Annotated in this window: 12 protein-coding genes; 7 read left to right on the top strand and 5 right to left on the bottom strand. The window is 27.9% G+C overall.

Annotated features, from left to right (window positions below; genetic code table 11):
• Window positions 1-144: 144 nt before the first annotated feature.
• The 3 genes from DRF67_RS06965 to DRF67_RS06955 all read left to right on the top strand — a co-directional run bounded on the left by DRF67_RS06965 (window position 145) and on the right by DRF67_RS06955 (window position 4,201).
• Window positions 145-1,611, top strand: coding sequence for a hypothetical protein (locus tag DRF67_RS06965; protein ID WP_115927581.1), 1,467 nt, complete (start codon window positions 145-147; stop codon window positions 1,609-1,611).
• A gap of 402 nt (window positions 1,612-2,013) precedes the next feature.
• Window positions 2,014-2,985: an AAA family ATPase gene (locus DRF67_RS06960; protein WP_115927580.1), complete on the top strand. Its 972-nt coding sequence runs from the start codon at window positions 2,014-2,016 to the stop codon at window positions 2,983-2,985.
• Window positions 2,963-4,201, top strand: a complete 1,239-nt coding sequence (locus tag DRF67_RS06955; RefSeq protein WP_115927579.1) for a DUF3871 family protein — start codon at window positions 2,963-2,965, stop codon at window positions 4,199-4,201. Before DRF67_RS06960 ends, DRF67_RS06955 begins: the two co-directional genes overlap by 23 nt.
• 13 nt (window positions 4,202-4,214) lie before the next feature.
• On the opposite strand, the gene DRF67_RS06950 is transcribed toward DRF67_RS06955, so the two are convergent.
• From DRF67_RS06950 to DRF67_RS06935, 4 genes are read right to left on the bottom strand one after another with little or no spacing between them, the layout of a single operon-like run.
• On the bottom strand, window positions 4,215-4,817 hold the full coding sequence (locus DRF67_RS06950; RefSeq protein ID WP_115927578.1) for a M48 family metalloprotease: 603 nt from the start codon (window positions 4,815-4,817) through the stop codon (window positions 4,215-4,217).
• Window positions 4,818-4,823: 6 nt separating this feature from the next.
• Window positions 4,824-9,197, bottom strand: a complete 4,374-nt coding sequence (locus DRF67_RS06945) for an ATP-binding protein (protein WP_115927577.1) — start codon at window positions 9,195-9,197, stop codon at window positions 4,824-4,826.
• 19 nt (window positions 9,198-9,216) lie between these two features.
• The gene (locus DRF67_RS06940; protein WP_115927576.1) at window positions 9,217-11,685 is read right to left on the bottom strand and encodes a DEAD/DEAH box helicase; all 2,469 of its coding nucleotides are present in this window, start codon (window positions 11,683-11,685) and stop codon (window positions 9,217-9,219) included.
• Window positions 11,682-12,470: a Hachiman antiphage defense system protein HamA gene (locus tag DRF67_RS06935; RefSeq protein ID WP_115927575.1), complete on the bottom strand. Its 789-nt coding sequence runs from the start codon at window positions 12,468-12,470 to the stop codon at window positions 11,682-11,684. Before DRF67_RS06935 ends, DRF67_RS06940 begins: the two co-directional genes overlap by 4 nt.
• Window positions 12,471-12,813: 343 nt before the next feature.
• On the opposite strand from DRF67_RS06935, the gene DRF67_RS06930 reads away from it, so the two are divergent.
• Both DRF67_RS06930 and DRF67_RS06925 read left to right on the top strand, forming a co-directional pair.
• Window positions 12,814-13,164, top strand: a complete 351-nt coding sequence (locus DRF67_RS06930; RefSeq protein ID WP_115927574.1) for a hypothetical protein — start codon at window positions 12,814-12,816, stop codon at window positions 13,162-13,164.
• Window positions 13,165-13,354: 190 nt separating this feature from the next.
• Complete coding sequence (locus DRF67_RS06925) at window positions 13,355-13,801, top strand: JAB domain-containing protein (RefSeq protein ID WP_115927573.1); 447 nt, start codon at window positions 13,355-13,357, stop codon at window positions 13,799-13,801.
• 285 nt (window positions 13,802-14,086) lie between these two features.
• On the opposite strand, the gene DRF67_RS06920 is transcribed toward DRF67_RS06925, so the two are convergent.
• Window positions 14,087-14,323, bottom strand: coding sequence for a helix-turn-helix domain-containing protein (locus tag DRF67_RS06920; protein WP_115927572.1), 237 nt, complete (start codon window positions 14,321-14,323; stop codon window positions 14,087-14,089).
• 148 nt (window positions 14,324-14,471) lie between these two features.
• Here DRF67_RS06920 and DRF67_RS06915 point away from each other — a divergent pair, with 148 nt between their 5' ends.
• Both DRF67_RS06915 and DRF67_RS06910 read left to right on the top strand, forming a co-directional pair.
• On the top strand, window positions 14,472-14,936 hold the full coding sequence (locus DRF67_RS06915) for a hypothetical protein (protein WP_115927571.1): 465 nt from the start codon (window positions 14,472-14,474) through the stop codon (window positions 14,934-14,936).
• Between the two features lie 17 nt (window positions 14,937-14,953).
• Window positions 14,954-15,358, top strand: a complete 405-nt coding sequence (locus DRF67_RS06910; RefSeq protein ID WP_115927570.1) for a surface-adhesin E family protein — start codon at window positions 14,954-14,956, stop codon at window positions 15,356-15,358.
• The last annotated feature ends 449 nt before the right edge of the window (window positions 15,359-15,807 follow it).

Genomic DNA, 15,807 nt, shown 5'->3' with positions numbered 1-15,807 from the left:
TCTGAAAATATAGATAATCAAAGATCTGAGAATGAAGCTACACAAAATAGATTTGATAATACCTTATGTAATGTAGGAACCAATTTTAAGTCAGGAGTCAGTATAGAAAAAGAAAATCATGCTTTTGTAATTATCCTTCCTCCTTTGGGTTCTCAGAGTAAATTTAAAAACTATTATGGTATATTTTCAAGTGGTATTACCTCAGTTATTCAAGCTGTTGCAAGACAAAGAACAAAAGGAGAAATCCATATTATTCTATCTAGACCAAATGAGTTTGAATATGATTCTCTTAAACCATTTATGACAGAAGAGCAGATAGATATTTTTGCTAGAAACTATGATCTAGTAAAACATTGTAAGTCTCTAGATCAACAGGAGAAGATCTGCTATATTCCTTTAGTTCTGCAAGACAAGCTAATTCACAGTTTTTATAAAAATAATTTAAAAGCTAATGTTCAATCTGGAATAAATGCAGTATTAGAAAAAAATAGGAAACAGTTAGCCAGATTAGACTTTCTTCCTTACAAGAATTTTAAGCTCAACGAAAGTGAGAATTATTTAGCATCAAGTTTTGGGTTCTTTGGAGGAGATTTATCAGCATATATAACCTATTGTGCCTTTACTAATCAATTTGTAAATTGTTATTTAAAAGGATTTGAGTATAAGGAAATTCTTTGGTTTACAGAAGAGAATATACAAAAACAGCTCAATAAGTATTTTAGTGAATATTTTGGAGAAGCTTATATTGAAAGAGTTTTTGAACTCTCAAATTTTCATAAAAGTTATAAAGATTTCAGAAATAAACTTTTTAATGAGTTTGAACTTAAATTCAAAAAGATTAAAACTGAAGATGCTAAAGAAGAACCTGTATGGAGCAATATCCAAGAATACAAAAACTCAATATTTGAACAAGAACTATTAAGATTTGTGGCTTTTAAATATTATGGCAGATCATACTTCTATCATGCTGATTATGCCTGTAAATCTAGAGATAGTGGATATACTAGAAGTCAATATTTCATAGATGGAATTGCTTCTGCTCTTCATGTTAATCTAGAAGAAGGTAATTATTCTAATGAATATATGAATAAAGTACAGGCATTTCTAAATCTTAACTATTTCAGAGAGAAAATGATAAATAATATAACTTCTTATAATAAAAGAAATGAAAGGTATGATTATCTTCCAGTAAATCCTTTTTCAGAATTCATATCAATAGAAGATATTTCAAAATTCCATGAAACTATTGAATACTTTAGTAAAGTGGACAACTATATTTCTAATGAAGTATATAATTTTAAAAAAAGAGTTAATGATAGCTTTGAAAAAAATAAAGCTTCATTCTATGCCATTCTCATTGAAGACTTTTTTAAATTTGAAATAAGAAAACAGAATCCTAGATTAAAAATTGGTACAGAAAAGATTTCAGTATACCCTAATATTGAAAAGGTCCCACTTCCAAGCTTAGGTGAAATTATTAATTTAGTAGAAGAACCTAAGCATGATATGATTGAAATTCCTAGTGATTTTAGAGAAATGATAGAAAAAGAGTATGGTAGTTATGAGGCATATAATAATATGATTCTTGAATTGCTAAATGACTCTGAGTAAAAAAAGTGCAAGTCTTTGAAAGATTATATATATAACAAACCAAAACATGCACTTTTCTAAAAACATAATCCCTGTACTCTAGAAGCACAGGGATTTATTATTTCTAGTTAAACAATGAAAATAATTATACTCCATCTGCTCTAGCCTTAACATGGTTAGTTTCAGCAAATGACACAAGGGGTTCTTTCTAAATCTCCCCAACCTTAAAAATCTATGATTTAACAACGCACGAATTCAGAGGAGGACAACTCTGTTGTAGTTTTGTTCCAAAACTTTTGGTATACAAAATTACAATTTTTTCAGGACAATATCAATAGTTTTAGTCCTACCCATGCACATTTGAAGCTAATAGCCAAATTGTAATCCACTCATAAAATAATTTCATTTTTAAATTTCAAAACTATGCAATTAAGACAATCAGAAAGAAAACAAGCCAAGATTAAAATGGCTTTACAAGGGAGTGCAGGAGCAGGGAAAACATTCTCTGCTCTTTTGTTGGCACAAGGTTTAACTAATGGAGATTTATCTAAAGTAGCCATTATAGACACAGAAAATGGGAGTGCTGACCTGTATGCACATTTAGGTAACTACAATGTAGTATCATTGAAACCTCCATTTACACCACAGCAATATGTTGATGCTATTGATCTCTGTGAGAAGTCTGGAATGAATGTTATTATTCTGGATAGCATCAGTCATTGTTGGGATTATCTCCTAGATTATCACAGTTCACTAGCAGGAAACAGCTTTACAAACTGGGCTAAGATAAAGCCTTTAGAGAAGCTCTTTGTGGATAAGATATTACACTGTAATGCTCATGTAATAGCTACTATGAGGACTAAACAGGACTATGTGCTGAATCAGAAAGATGGTAAGTTCATTCCTGAAAAAGTAGGCTTAAAAGCTGTTCAGAGAGATGGACTGGACTATGAGTTTACTCTAGTGTTTGACATAGATATAAAACACTTTGCTGTGTCAAGTAAGGATAGAACTGAAATCTTTATGGGAAAGGCTGAGTTCAAAATCTCTGAAGCTACAGGAAAACAGATTTTAGAGTGGTGTAATTCAGGCTCAAAAACTAATTCTCTTGAAAGTTTTGTTCCTAGTTCTACAGGAAAAAACTCTATGCCTAAAATAGACCCAAAGGATGCTTTTGAATGTTCTCCTAGTCAGAATCTAATGGATGCTATAGAACAGGAAGTATATGAGGCTATTCAGAACTGCAAGTCTGTTACTGAACTATTAGCTTTATACAGACAGTTTCCACAACATCAGGAAAGCTTAAAACCTGATTTTGAAGCTAAGAAATCTTTACTTATCAATTTAATTAACCCTAATAACTTTAGTAAAAATGGACACTCAAAGTTTCAGTAAAACCTCCAACATTATTTTAAGACCACAAGAAACCCCCATTAATCTACAGCTAAGAAGTGTAAGCAATACTACTTCTGTAGAAAAGAAATCAATTAGAGATATTTTCCTAGATGATAATGAGAGCTTTGAAGAAACAAAAGTATTTTATCCAAGCAAGATGAATGATGTTAGTATCCCTATACAAGCTGATATTCTAAATAAAAAGCCTGAAACTTCAAATGTAGTTCAGGCTTTTTTAATGTCTAAAGGTCAGAATATATCTAATACTCCTGTTTTACTAGCTGAAAATGGAGATAATCAGCCTAGTCCTTTCATTATGGCTAATACAATAGAAGTACCATTACATCATTTGAAACAAGATTGTATTATTCCTGTATTCAGCAAGGATAATGAAAAGACAATAGCTCATCAGGAATTTATTGATGTGGTGCTTAATGCTATAGGTAAAGTATTTCCAACGCAGAGTATTACAAATCCTGAAATCAGAGTTTCACACCAAATTAAAGGCAGAACTCCAGATGCCATATATCTGAATGCAAAAGATTTATTGGATCATCAGAAAACCATTTATTATGAGAGAATGGCTTTTATTGTTAAAGTTCCAGGCATTACTGATATTGTCAATGGGAATGAACTTTCTCTTACTATTGGAGGAGTGAGGTCATATAATCTGGAAAATCTTTATAATAAGAAATCTTTGGAAAAGTTTAAATTTTTCATTGGCTTTCAAAATCAAGTTTGTATGAATCTTTGTGTGAGTAGTGATGGCTTTGTTGAAGATTTAAGAGTTGGGAGCTCCCAAGATTTGTATTCAAAGGTTTTAGAAACAATACAAAATTATAATGCTGAGATACATCTTATGGAAATGAAAATGTTTACACAAGATTTTCTTTCTGAACATCAGTTTGCTCAACTTATTGGGAGAAGTAGATTATATCAGCATTTACCTAAGTCTGAGAAACAGAATATTCCTTTACTGAATTTTAATGACAGTCATATCAATACTATGGCAAAGGATTATTATGAGGACAAGAATTTCTGTAGGCAAGAGGATGGTAGAGTTAATCTCTGGGATGTTTACAATCTCTTTACACAAGCTAATAAGAGTAGTTATATAGACACATTCTTAGATAGAAATTTGAATGCTTTTGAGTTTTCAAAAGGTATTCAAAAAACACTTAATGGTAGTCCTAATTATCATTGGTTTTTGAGTTGATTATTACCCCACTTTATACGGTGGGGTTTCTTTTTTTTATTTTTTTGTAAAAGTTAAGATACATAGGAGTGACAATTTTAATAATTTTTTTAATATTACTATTATTTAATACATCTCTAGATAAAATTAGATATTGATTATTCGGTTTTGGTTCAAAAAAGTCATTTAAGCTAATTTGAGAAATCATCTCGGGTATTTCAGATTGATTTAAAATGTGAAAATGAGAAAAGAAAAGGTCTTTATACTGTTCTATATCTTCTCCAAATTCTATAAATGCTAATTTTATTTGACTAAAATCATATGAACCATCAATACTATTATAGCAATTACAAACATCAATACGAGTAAATATACTTTGAAATATACACCCATATAGTGTACTAGCTACATCTTCAAATTCCTGCATATTTGATTGCCCAGGATAAGCAATTCTTTTTGGGTGATTATTTCTACGTCTGGCATTAACTTGACCTAAATATTTTTCGTTTTCATAACAAATTCCAATATTAATAGGCTCTGAATATTCAAAATTTTCAAATAAAATTTGGTGTGCAACAAAATGACCAAGTTCATGAATCAAAACTTTTTTTAATTCATCTTCTTTGTAGTAATTCATAACTAATTATTTTAATGTTTCTATTGCTTGATTAGCATTATTTCTAAGATGTCTATGTTTCAACATACCATCAAAAATATCTAAAGATTGATTAATTAAAGTTTTATTTTTAATTATCTCTGAAACCAATTTACTATAAATTGCAAGGATTAATTGGATTGGTTCTTTGTCATAATATCCACTATCTTGAATATCAGGCTTGTCTCTAAAATCTATGTTTTGAAGTAATTCTAAGCATTTTTCAGGATAATTTTTTGAACATGTTGAAAGGTATTGTAAAAAGTATCTTGGGTCTTTTCTACATAATACTGTTTTTGAGTATTCATTAAGGAATGGAAAAAAATGTTGAAAATTTTCTGGTTTAAACTTTCTTAAAATCACACAAGAATATTCTCCTGCAAATTCTTTATCAGTTTCTGATAAAAACTCTGAAAGTATTTCTAGTGCTTTTAAATTTATTAATCCTGTATCCTCATCTATCAGAAATTCTTCAGCAACATCTATAGCGCATAATTTTGCATCTTTACCTTTTTCAATGAATTTGTAATATAATTTTTTTTCATTGTCTAAACCCAGCAGCCAACTAGAAATCAATACATAATTTTGTTTATAAATTTCAGGACATTCTAATACTCTTTTAAAATAACCATCCATTTTATTATGAAATCTATTGTTAAAATACTGTGAAGGATTAATGGAATGTTTCAAGATTTTATGATCTGTAGTATTAGTTAACTCCTCAAAAATTCTAAAAGCTCTATTAACATCTAAACGGTTAAGATGTGCCAAATCATTTAATAACATGATTTTTACAGAATCATTGCAAGTTGGTTTTTCAATCAGTTTTTCAATTGTAGAAAATATTATCTCCTCAAACTCTTTATTATAAAAACAATGAATTAATTCACTTACAGCAGAGCCTACAACTGAGTTTACTGCATCATGTAATGGATAATTAGGATTATGCTCTTTCTCTTTATTAGGGTAATTAAGAGCTAAATCACTTAAATAAAGTACAATATCCTTGTCAATATTTTTATTTTCAATAAAGTATTCAATATAACGGTTTACAACACTTCCATAATAACTATTATTAATATCAAGAGTAATTAATTGCTTGAAAAGTTTTTTTACTTTATTTGGATTGTAATTTCCATCAATTAATCCTCCAATCCCTCTTAAAATATATCTTTCAGAAATTTGTTTATCATTAAACAAACTTTCTACGAAATCATAAAATTTACTCGGATTTTCTTTAACAATTTTTTGAAACACTTTAGAATGCTCCTCAATATTACCAAATGTCCATCTATCTGACTCGTAATTTTCATTGTACTTAATCATACTTTTCTTCCAATGTTTCAAAGACATTTTTCTACAAGCAGATTCTGATAAAGGGGGACTTACTGAAGACCATATAGTTCCAGAAGTATCAGCAGCTATTCTAGGATTTAGATCTCCAAATTTTCTATCAAGCTCTTTGTAAGTTTTGAAGAGTAATCTGTTTTTAATTAATTCATCAAAAGGAAGTGCTTTTATAAAGAGATATTTCTTTTTTCCAAACTCATTTAAACTGATTCTTCTTTTTCCATTTTCATCTTTCCAAATCCAATAATCATATGTAGTTCTAAGATCCAATAAGATATTATCAATGAGTTCTCTTTCTTCCTTTTCTAATAATTTATAAACATTACTAATTAAAATTCTGAGTTGAAGTTGCAAATCATCATCACTGCCTCCAAATATATTTTTATAAGTAAGTATTTCAATCAATTCAAGAATTTCATTCTTATAAAAGGAATAGTTAGAATCTAATTTTTTTATAACTATTTTTAGTAATAGAGTATCATCGGAATTTTTATAACTCTGATAAAATTCTAAGAAAAAGGTTGTATTACTATTTAGAATAAATTCTTCCAAATAATCCTCTAATCCATTTTCTCCAGAATAAATTTGATGAATATCTTTATCATTTATTTTTGAACTTCTATAAAGTGGAGATTCAATTTTTCCATAATAAAAATATGGTATTTTTGTTTCATCAACTATTTCTTTATAAATAGAAAACAAACATTTAAAAGATTCTGATGGAGCAATTCTACAAAAATCTTTAACAATTTCATTTAAAGAATGCTCAAATTTGTAATTATATTCAAATTTCCCATAAAAATCAATAATGGAAATCTCTAACATTTTATATGCATAGTCTCTATCATGTGGGAATATTTTTTTAAGAGCTTCATAAAAATAATGATTGTCTCTTTTTCCTTCAGATTCTTTTTGAAAAGGAATGTATTTTTCAAAATAAGGTATAAGGCTAGGGTCTCTCCAATTATTAACAAAATGCAATAAATTTGCAATAAAAACCTCTTTATTTTCAAAGTTAAATGACTCTAGGTAGTTTATAATTGAAATAGGGTTTTCATCTATATTATTTACAAATATGCTCCAATTATAATCTGAGTATTTTCTCTTTCTAAATTTATATTCTTCATCTCTCTCAGCATTCCTCTTTGTTATGTTAAAATAGATTGATGGGATGTTTTCAGAAATTAAAAATTGAACCCATCCAAATGAATGAATTGAGCTTATAAAAACATTCTCATAATCATCATTTTTAAATAGAATCTCAAGAGCAAGTTTTTTTTCTAATTCACAAGGATTCTTAATTCCACCTAGTAAACTAATTATTAATGATTTTATATGAAATCTATATTTATCTGATATTAAAATGTTTTTGATTGTATTCGTGTATTTTTGAATATCAAACTCTCTTAAATATTCAACAATCATTTTAGTAGTAGATCTGACATACAAGCTTTGTTCATTATCAATGATGTAAGCTTCAAGATTTCCATTATTATCTACAAAATTTTTCGCGAATGAATATTCATAAAATGTTTGGTGAAAAAATTGGATTTCTTTATCATATTCAATTAGTATATTATTTGAGTTTAAATACCCTAATTCGGAATAATAGTCATCCTCATAGATATTTCCTACAGAAATTCTCTGTTCTTTATACATTCTTTGAACCACTTTATATATAAGTTCTTTAAGCTTAAGTCCTTTCTGTGGGGATATATATTTTTTCCACAAGTGGTCATATAAATCTTTTAATGTGAAGATTAAGTCAATTTCATGTCTTGAATTTCTGTCATATATTCTACAATAAATATCTAAATGATTCGGAGTTTTTAATAATTGTAAGACCTTGTCTGGAGGGAATTTAATATTAAAAGCATTAAGAATGCTTTTAACTTCTTCATCAGAGAAAAGATTAACTGATATTTTTTTATAAATATCAGAATTGTATATACTTAATTCTGCATCATATTTTAGATCATATGACCTGGAAGAAATAACAATTCTAACATTGTGATACTCTTGTAATTTAGAAATAAGTTTATTATAAGTTTCAATATACTCTCTACTTGAGGAAAGTGTAAGAGACATAGCATCAATTTGGTCAATTAAAACAATTAGTTTTTCTCCTTTTCCTGCAGTTTCTTTAATTAACTTATCAAATGAAAGTAACTTATCAAATAATTTAATCTCAAGTTCAATAATTGATTTACAATAGAATTTATCTGCTTTTAGTCCTAAAACATTATATTTTTCTAAGCAAAGTTTTTCATATACATCTTTTAATATTGCAGACTTACCTAACCCTTTTTCTCCTTTTAAAACCAGAACATTTTTCTGATTTATTGGTACATCTTGGATTATCCAATTGTATACTGATATAACCTCATTTCTGGTGATATGGGTATTAGTTTTATCTTCAATGTAATTTTTAACTTGCAGTAATGCATAAGAGGTATTTTTTAAAGTGCTTTCAATATCAATTTGTAAATCACCTTTAACTAAAACATCATGGATTTCTTTAATTTTTAGACTATCCTCTAATTCAAAAGATGTATTGTATAAGCTATGTTCTTTTAGTAAATCAATTAACTCATTACCATCTTTTAAAGAAATAAAATTACTGGGTAATTGATAGATTTCTTCATTCTTTTTTTTCCAAGAACTCCACCATTTATTTTGTTGCAAATCTAAAATATTAATAATGCATAGAGTCCAGCTTTTAGTTTCAAATTCGTTAGATTCAATTACTTTGTTAAATGATTCTCTAATTTGTTTTTTTTGAGAATCATCAACACCATTAATAAAAAATTTGCATTGAATTACATCAATAGGTTCTTCTCCTACTTCTCCAATAAAAACATCTATCCCACCATCACCTTGATTCACTCTTACAGTTCTTACAGTTCGTTGTGGATTTAGTTTTCTAAATAATCCTTCACAAATATTTTCAAATTTTGTCCTAGCACTTGCCTCATCAAATTTTTGAACTAGAACTAACCAATCCTTATTCATTATCTTTTTCTAACAATTATTATAGAGTATTAATATGATATTTTATTTCAAATATCAAAATTTTATTTTCAAAATTATCTTCCATTCTGTTGATTATATTTGCATTAATTACAACCTCATCATTATTTATATTAATTTGAATAAAGGGAGAATATTCTTCTCTTGATATACATTTAGCAAGCTCTATAGAAAATCCATTTTTTAAAAGCACAATTATTTTTTTGTCTGAACTACCATATTTTACCTTGTCAAAGAAAGATTGTTCAATAAGTTGAAGCTCATAAAGAATCTCAATATATTTTAGAATATTAAATTCAATAAAATCTTGTTCTTCTTTAATTCTCAATATTGCAATATTTACCCTATCAGAATTACTTTTGTTTCTTAGATCTATATAAAGAGGAATTCTGTCTTCAAAATGTCTTTTTACTTGTCCCCACCTAGTCCCAACATAAATCATTAGATCTTCACCTCTCAATTTACTCCAATAGTATAAAAAGCTAGCTATCATTTCTTTATACGAAGCACTTTTACTTCTCCAGTCTATTAACATAGAATAAAACCTTCTGGCAGAGTTATTTTGTAAACGACTTACATTACTGTTTTCTATTTCAATCTCCTTAAAGAAGATTAAATAAATTGCCTCGATTAGCTCATCACTTGTTTTTATTGTAGGAAATAGTTGTTCTTTATATGAATTAAGATTTTCATTAAGTTGGTATTCACTATTTTTTATATTAAAATCATATATGTTGTTTTTGTAACAAAGCTTTGCAATTTCAGAAGAAACATAATGGATATCTTCTAGGTTGGTAGTATTAGGTTCAATATTTTCAAGTGATTCAAGTGAACTTTTTAAAATCTCCTTTTCCTCAATGTTAAGACTAGTTTCATTTTTCAGTAGAACATTATTAATATTATCTTTAATTATTGATTCTACTTTAGCTCTGTCTGAAATAAATTTTTTGATATTTGCATTGCTACTGCAATATTTATTTTTTACAACATAAATATTTGGTTCAAGAAGTCTTAGGTCTCCTTTTTCTTTATTAAAAATCTCACTAAATCTATTAACTCTACCAATTAAATTCTTAAATTGTGAAACTGTTAAGTTTGAATTTTTACCTTTTTTTGTTGAAAACAAAAATATTTTTTCTGCCGGAATATTTATTCCTTCTAGAAGAGTTGAGCTAGTTATTACGAAATTAATATAATTTTGTTTAGAGAAAATATCTTCTACATATAATCTTATTATTTCAGGCATTCCACCATGATGATATACTATCCCTTTCCTAATGCAATTTATAAGTTTGTAATTAGGATGAATGAAATCAGATATTGTTTCCTGTATTTCTCCAATATCATAGTCATCATCTACTCTTGCCATCAAGTCATCAGAAAGTTCTTCTATATGCATTGGGCGATTTAGATAAATGATATTTTTAGCTGATTTTTCTTGTAACAATAAATGAAACATATCATTATATTCAATATTGGTATTAATAAATTGATCTGAAAACTGATTATACAATTCTAAATGATTAGTACCATCATATAGATCGCAAATAAAATATTTTTCACTTTTTATAAATTCATTAATGCTTTCTGATTCTAGGTCTAGTTCAATTTGATTTATTGTGAGGTTTTTATAGTCTGCAATAAAAGGTGAATAGAAATTAAAAACTATATTAGGGTTTCTTTTCTTTAATATAATTATTACTTGTGTTAGTAAAATTGCTCTTTCATCTTCTTTATTGTCCCCAAAAATATTATGTGCCTCATCTATCAAAACTAAATCTAAATTTAAGTCTTCATTTTTTTGAAGCAATCTTAATAATCTTTCTTGTGTTAATACTGAAATAAAATTTACTTCATTTCCTTTATACATCTCAGGGTGGGTAATAACTCTTTGAATTTGAAAATCTGAAATTGTCTGATTAAGCAACCTCTTTTTGGTTTGAGCCAATAGTGCTTTACTAGGAACTATTACACATATTTTCTTATCAAGGTTATCAAGAATTTTTTTTATAATTATTTCTGATTTTCCATAAGAAGTAGGAGCAATAATTACTAAATTTTTGTCAGAATTTTTAGAAAATTCAGTAAGTTTTTTTTGACCATTTGACAAATAATAGTTTTGCTCTCTGAAGTTTTCTTGGAATGCTGAAAAAAACATCTGAAAAAAACTATCTTTTTCAATATTTCTCTTTGATTCAATAAATTGTGATACTGGTATAAAGCCTTTATTTATAGTAAAGTCATATAAGGCACTGTAATTATCATATCTATTAGAGTACACAATTAATATTTTATAGCCTAATTTTTGAAGGTGTTGATCTCCAAAATTCAAAAAAATTATGGCACTTTTTAATAAATATTGAATATCACTTTCTTTTATTTCCCTATTAAGAATAAATGTTTCATATAGTTCCTTAAAATCACTGTTTTGGAAATTTTTTCTAAAATCTTTTAACTTTAATTCACTCATGCCACTTCAGTTGTTAAAAAAGTTGCAATTGTTTCAAACATCCTTTTTTGGATACTTATAACAATAATATCTTCAAAATTATCTTCCGTAATTGCTTTATCTGTAAAATCTGATATACTTATTTCTTCAATTAATTCAGAAAGTTCACTATATAAAACACTAATAAGAATTACCCTTTTCTTTTGGTCAGATTTAAAATTGGGAGAATCATTTGCTAAGACCTTTCTTATATCTAGAAGACCTTCTTCTTGTTTAATCATTAATCTAACATCTATTAAAGCTGAATCCCATAATGATTGTCTTTTTTCATCAATCATCTCTGAGATTGATTTTTTTGATCTATTTAATAATATTGTATTTGCTTCTGAGCAATTTGATGAAGAACTTCTTTTGTTGCCAGACTTGACCTCAGTATACCAAAGTTTTATATTATCAGTATTATAATAAATAATATCAAATCCTTTCTTTACTTGTCTCTCTTCTTTATTTTTTAGTATTGATAATGATTTGAAGTTAACTAGTTCATGATTTAAAATTATATGGGCAAGTAATTCACCAATTATACCTTTTTTTGACTTATTATCCTTGCTATTATACCTGTCAAGAAAAGATTTTAAAGTATTTTGATAAGAATAATATTCATCTAAAGAGTCATATTCAGAAAAACCATGAAAGATACCTTGTAATTGACTCCTAATTAATTCTTGAAGCTCATCAGAAAAACTTTCAATAAAGAAAATAATATATTTCCCGTTTTGTATTGTTCTAATTCCATTAATTGCCATTCTGTGATTATTAGTTTAGAGCTAATTTAATAAATATAAATGTAACTCATTAGTATAGATTATTTTAAAATCAGCAAATATTCACTTAAACAGTGGTTAAACTAATTTCATTTTAATTATCTCAAAAAATTAATTATAAAATAAAATTTTAGAGGACTTATCTTTATGTGAATGCCCCCTAAGAGAACACCCCCCACCTATGTTGGAATGGGGAAACTCCCCCGTACCTTTTTCTGAGAACACAAATTTTTCAGGCAGATTGAATTTTAGTTGAAAATAAAGTTTGGTTTGTGATGAGTTTGTTTCTCAGAAAGGTCATTTTTTAACTCAAAATCAAAAAATAATGGTAAGAATTATCAGCTACAAAAGAAGACAAAAAGAGGATGGAACAAATTTTTATCTTTTAGAGGTGCAGGGTGGTATTGAAATGGTATTAAGCAAGATTACGGGTCAATACTATGCTACAGCCAAGAGAGCTACTGTTTCAACTACATTTGATGAACAGACTTGTATAGGCTTAATAGGTTCTGAGATGTCAGGAAAAATTTCAAAGATTACTACAGAACCTTATCAGTACACTATCAAAGAATCTGGAGAGGAAGTTACTCTCAATCACAAATACATCTATCTTCCAGAAGGTGTAGAAAATTCTGAGGAGAAACTAGCAAAACAACTTGAAGAAGCCTTTGCATAGTAATTCTAGAGCATAAAGACTTAATACGTCCATTTTTCCAGAATCCATAATATAAGGGTTAAGAATTTTGGACGTATTTTTTCTTTTTCTATAATAAAAAGTCCATTCTGTGTGGTAATACTATACTCATACACAAAATGGACATTTCTATTTTTCAACTTATTCATTCACTGACAACCCTAATCTTTATATGAAAACAAATACAAAAGTTGCAGAATTACTTGTTTCTTATTCTAACAATATAAGTCCAGAACAAAAAATCAGCAACAGTGATGACAGTTATGATATTGTTATGAATCTATGGAATCTTAATACTATTCAAATACAGGAGGAAGTAAAAGTAATATTTCTCAATGATGCCCTTATGGTACTAGGCTTTTATTCTTTATCTAAAGGTGGTATATCATCTAGCATAGTTGATATTAGATTAATATTGTCAGTAGCTTTAAAAGCTATAGCAACAGGTATTATCTTAGTTCACAATCATCCTACAGGAAATCTTAAACCTAGTAAAGCAGATCTAGATATTACAAAGAAATTAAAGTCTGCCTGTGATGTTATGGGAATAAACCTTTTAGACCATTTAATTATCTCAAAGAAAAGCTATTTTAGTTTTGCTGATGAGGGATTATTGTAGTTATATGGATTTCTCTTTATATGTAATCTAGGACTAATAATTTATTTTAATATTATTCACATTCGCACATAGGAGCTGAATACTTATCCTAAGCTACCTTAATTAATGCTAGTGGCTAAATCTTATTACATATATAATATAGCCAAATTATAATATTCTAGTTTACGATGGATTAACAAAAAAAGCTCTTAAGGAATGAAATAGATACTCAGAGGTGCTAGATTAAAGGGAGATTGGTTGGGAAAAGAAAAGCTCTAAAAGCCTCGAAATCATAGTAGTCAAATCTTAGTTTTCAGAAGATTCAATATTTAATAGTTCTATAAGCTTTATATCTAATGCTTCTGCTATTCTGTATAAAGTAATTACTGTAGGATTAGTCCTACCTGCTTCAATTCTTGATATATTGGTAGGATCAATATTACCTTCCATTCTGCCCACTAAATCTGCTTGAGAAATACCTTTTTGCAGTCTCAATTCTTTAATCCTTTTACCAATTAATTTTAATATTTCTGATTTTTCCAACTTGTCATATTTGTCAAGTCAAAGTTGTTGATTATATTTACAGCTTGTAATGCCATATATGGCAATGTTGATATTGTTATCTTATGGGTTTCCGTAAGGTATAGAACAGAATTACAAGTAATTTGCTAATTAAAAATAAACTAAAACAATGAAAAAGACTTTACTATTATTCATCTTAGTATGTTCAACTTATTTATACTCTCAGACTTCTCAATATGTAGGATTTCCAGATATAAAGTCTGATGTATCTCCAAATAAAGCTAGAATCTATGTTATTAGACCAACAGGAAAATTAAGTCATTATTATATCACCTTATCATCTAATGGAAGCATGATTGGGAGACTTGACTATAAGAATTATATGTGCTGGGATGTAGATGCTGGTATATATAATTTAGAAGGAGCTTTTGAAGGTAATAGAATTAGAAAAGACTTGACTGAGAATAAAGATTTCTTCACTATAAATGCAAAAGCAGGTAAGACTTACTATATAAGACTTAGCCCAGCCTATGGTCCAACAACAGGAAAGGCTTCATTTGACATTATTGAGCCAGAAAAAGCAAAGGAATATATAAAAAAGTTCCCACAACCTAAAGTAAAATATGCTAACTAAAATAACAATAAAGAGCAATGAGAAAAGTCTTAATATTAATTACTATAATTCTATCAGCATATCTCTACTCACAACAAGATGGATTTCAATATGCTACTACAGATAATAAAGGAGTTGATTATTACTTAAAGTTAGAAGGAAATAATCTTTATGGTCTTTCACAAAAAGTCTGGGTAAAGCACATTGCTGAATCTAAACAAATCAAAAGTAAAAAAGGTAAGCTAATTTCCAATGGTGGTGGTAAAGTACTAACCCTCTTTGATATATCCTGTCAATACAGTACTTATCAAATTCTAAATACAATTAAGTATAATAAAAATGGAGATGTAATATGGTCAAACAATATACCTTCATCAACTGAAAATGTAGTTCCAGGTTCAGTTATGGAAGGTATTTATGAAGCTATATGTGCTAAGAAATAAACTTTGTATTAATAAACAACAGTTATAGCCACCTCAAAGTAGGTGGTTTTTTAATCTCAAAACTAATATGAAGCCCCAAATACCATTTCGTATAGGTTATCAATATGACAACTGGGAACTGAGCCTAATGAGTATAGTAGACAGTATCTCTGATAATTCTTACAGTAGCTACTTGTGGGTGGGAAGTGAGGTTAAAAAGTTTCTAAACTTCACACCTCACAGAACAGAACTTATATTCTATTGGGATTTGCTAGAAGTTGTAATCCTTGACTTTGATCAGAAATCAGAAATCTACTATAATAGGCTTAATAAAGCCATAATAGAGAGGTTTTTAGACTCAGAATTCACTCTTGAAATTCATACTGATGGTATCATACACAAGTTTATGACTAGAAAAGTGAACTATTGGAATATCTATTTTCCTGCTAGTAAAGAAATTAGACTGATTT

The sequence above is a fragment of the Chryseobacterium pennipullorum genome (assembly GCF_003384725.1).
GTDB classification, from domain to species: Bacteria; Bacteroidota; Bacteroidia; order Flavobacteriales; family Weeksellaceae; genus Chryseobacterium; species Chryseobacterium pennipullorum.
This window is presented reverse-complemented; position numbering and strand designations above follow the sequence as displayed.

Coding starts and splice junctions, on each gene's coding strand:
- DRF67_RS06925 (WP_115927573.1), top strand. CDS start 13,355: ATGAAAACAAATACAAAAGTTGCAGAATTACTTGTTTCTTATTCTAAC.
- DRF67_RS06910 (WP_115927570.1), top strand. CDS start 14,954: ATGAGAAAAGTCTTAATATTAATTACTATAATTCTATCAGCATATCTC.
- DRF67_RS06940 (WP_115927576.1), bottom strand. CDS start 11,685: ATGAGTGAATTAAAGTTAAAAGATTTTAGAAAAAATTTCCAAAACAGT.
- DRF67_RS06930 (WP_115927574.1), top strand. CDS start 12,814: ATGGTAAGAATTATCAGCTACAAAAGAAGACAAAAAGAGGATGGAACA.
- DRF67_RS06935 (WP_115927575.1), bottom strand. CDS start 12,470: ATGGCAATTAATGGAATTAGAACAATACAAAACGGGAAATATATTATT.
- DRF67_RS06915 (WP_115927571.1), top strand. CDS start 14,472: ATGAAAAAGACTTTACTATTATTCATCTTAGTATGTTCAACTTATTTA.
- DRF67_RS06950 (WP_115927578.1), bottom strand. CDS start 4,817: ATGAATTACTACAAAGAAGATGAATTAAAAAAAGTTTTGATTCATGAA.
- DRF67_RS06955 (WP_115927579.1), top strand. CDS start 2,963: ATGGACACTCAAAGTTTCAGTAAAACCTCCAACATTATTTTAAGACCA.
- DRF67_RS06960 (WP_115927580.1), top strand. CDS start 2,014: ATGCAATTAAGACAATCAGAAAGAAAACAAGCCAAGATTAAAATGGCT.
- DRF67_RS06945 (WP_115927577.1), bottom strand. CDS start 9,197: ATGAATAAGGATTGGTTAGTTCTAGTTCAAAAATTTGATGAGGCAAGT.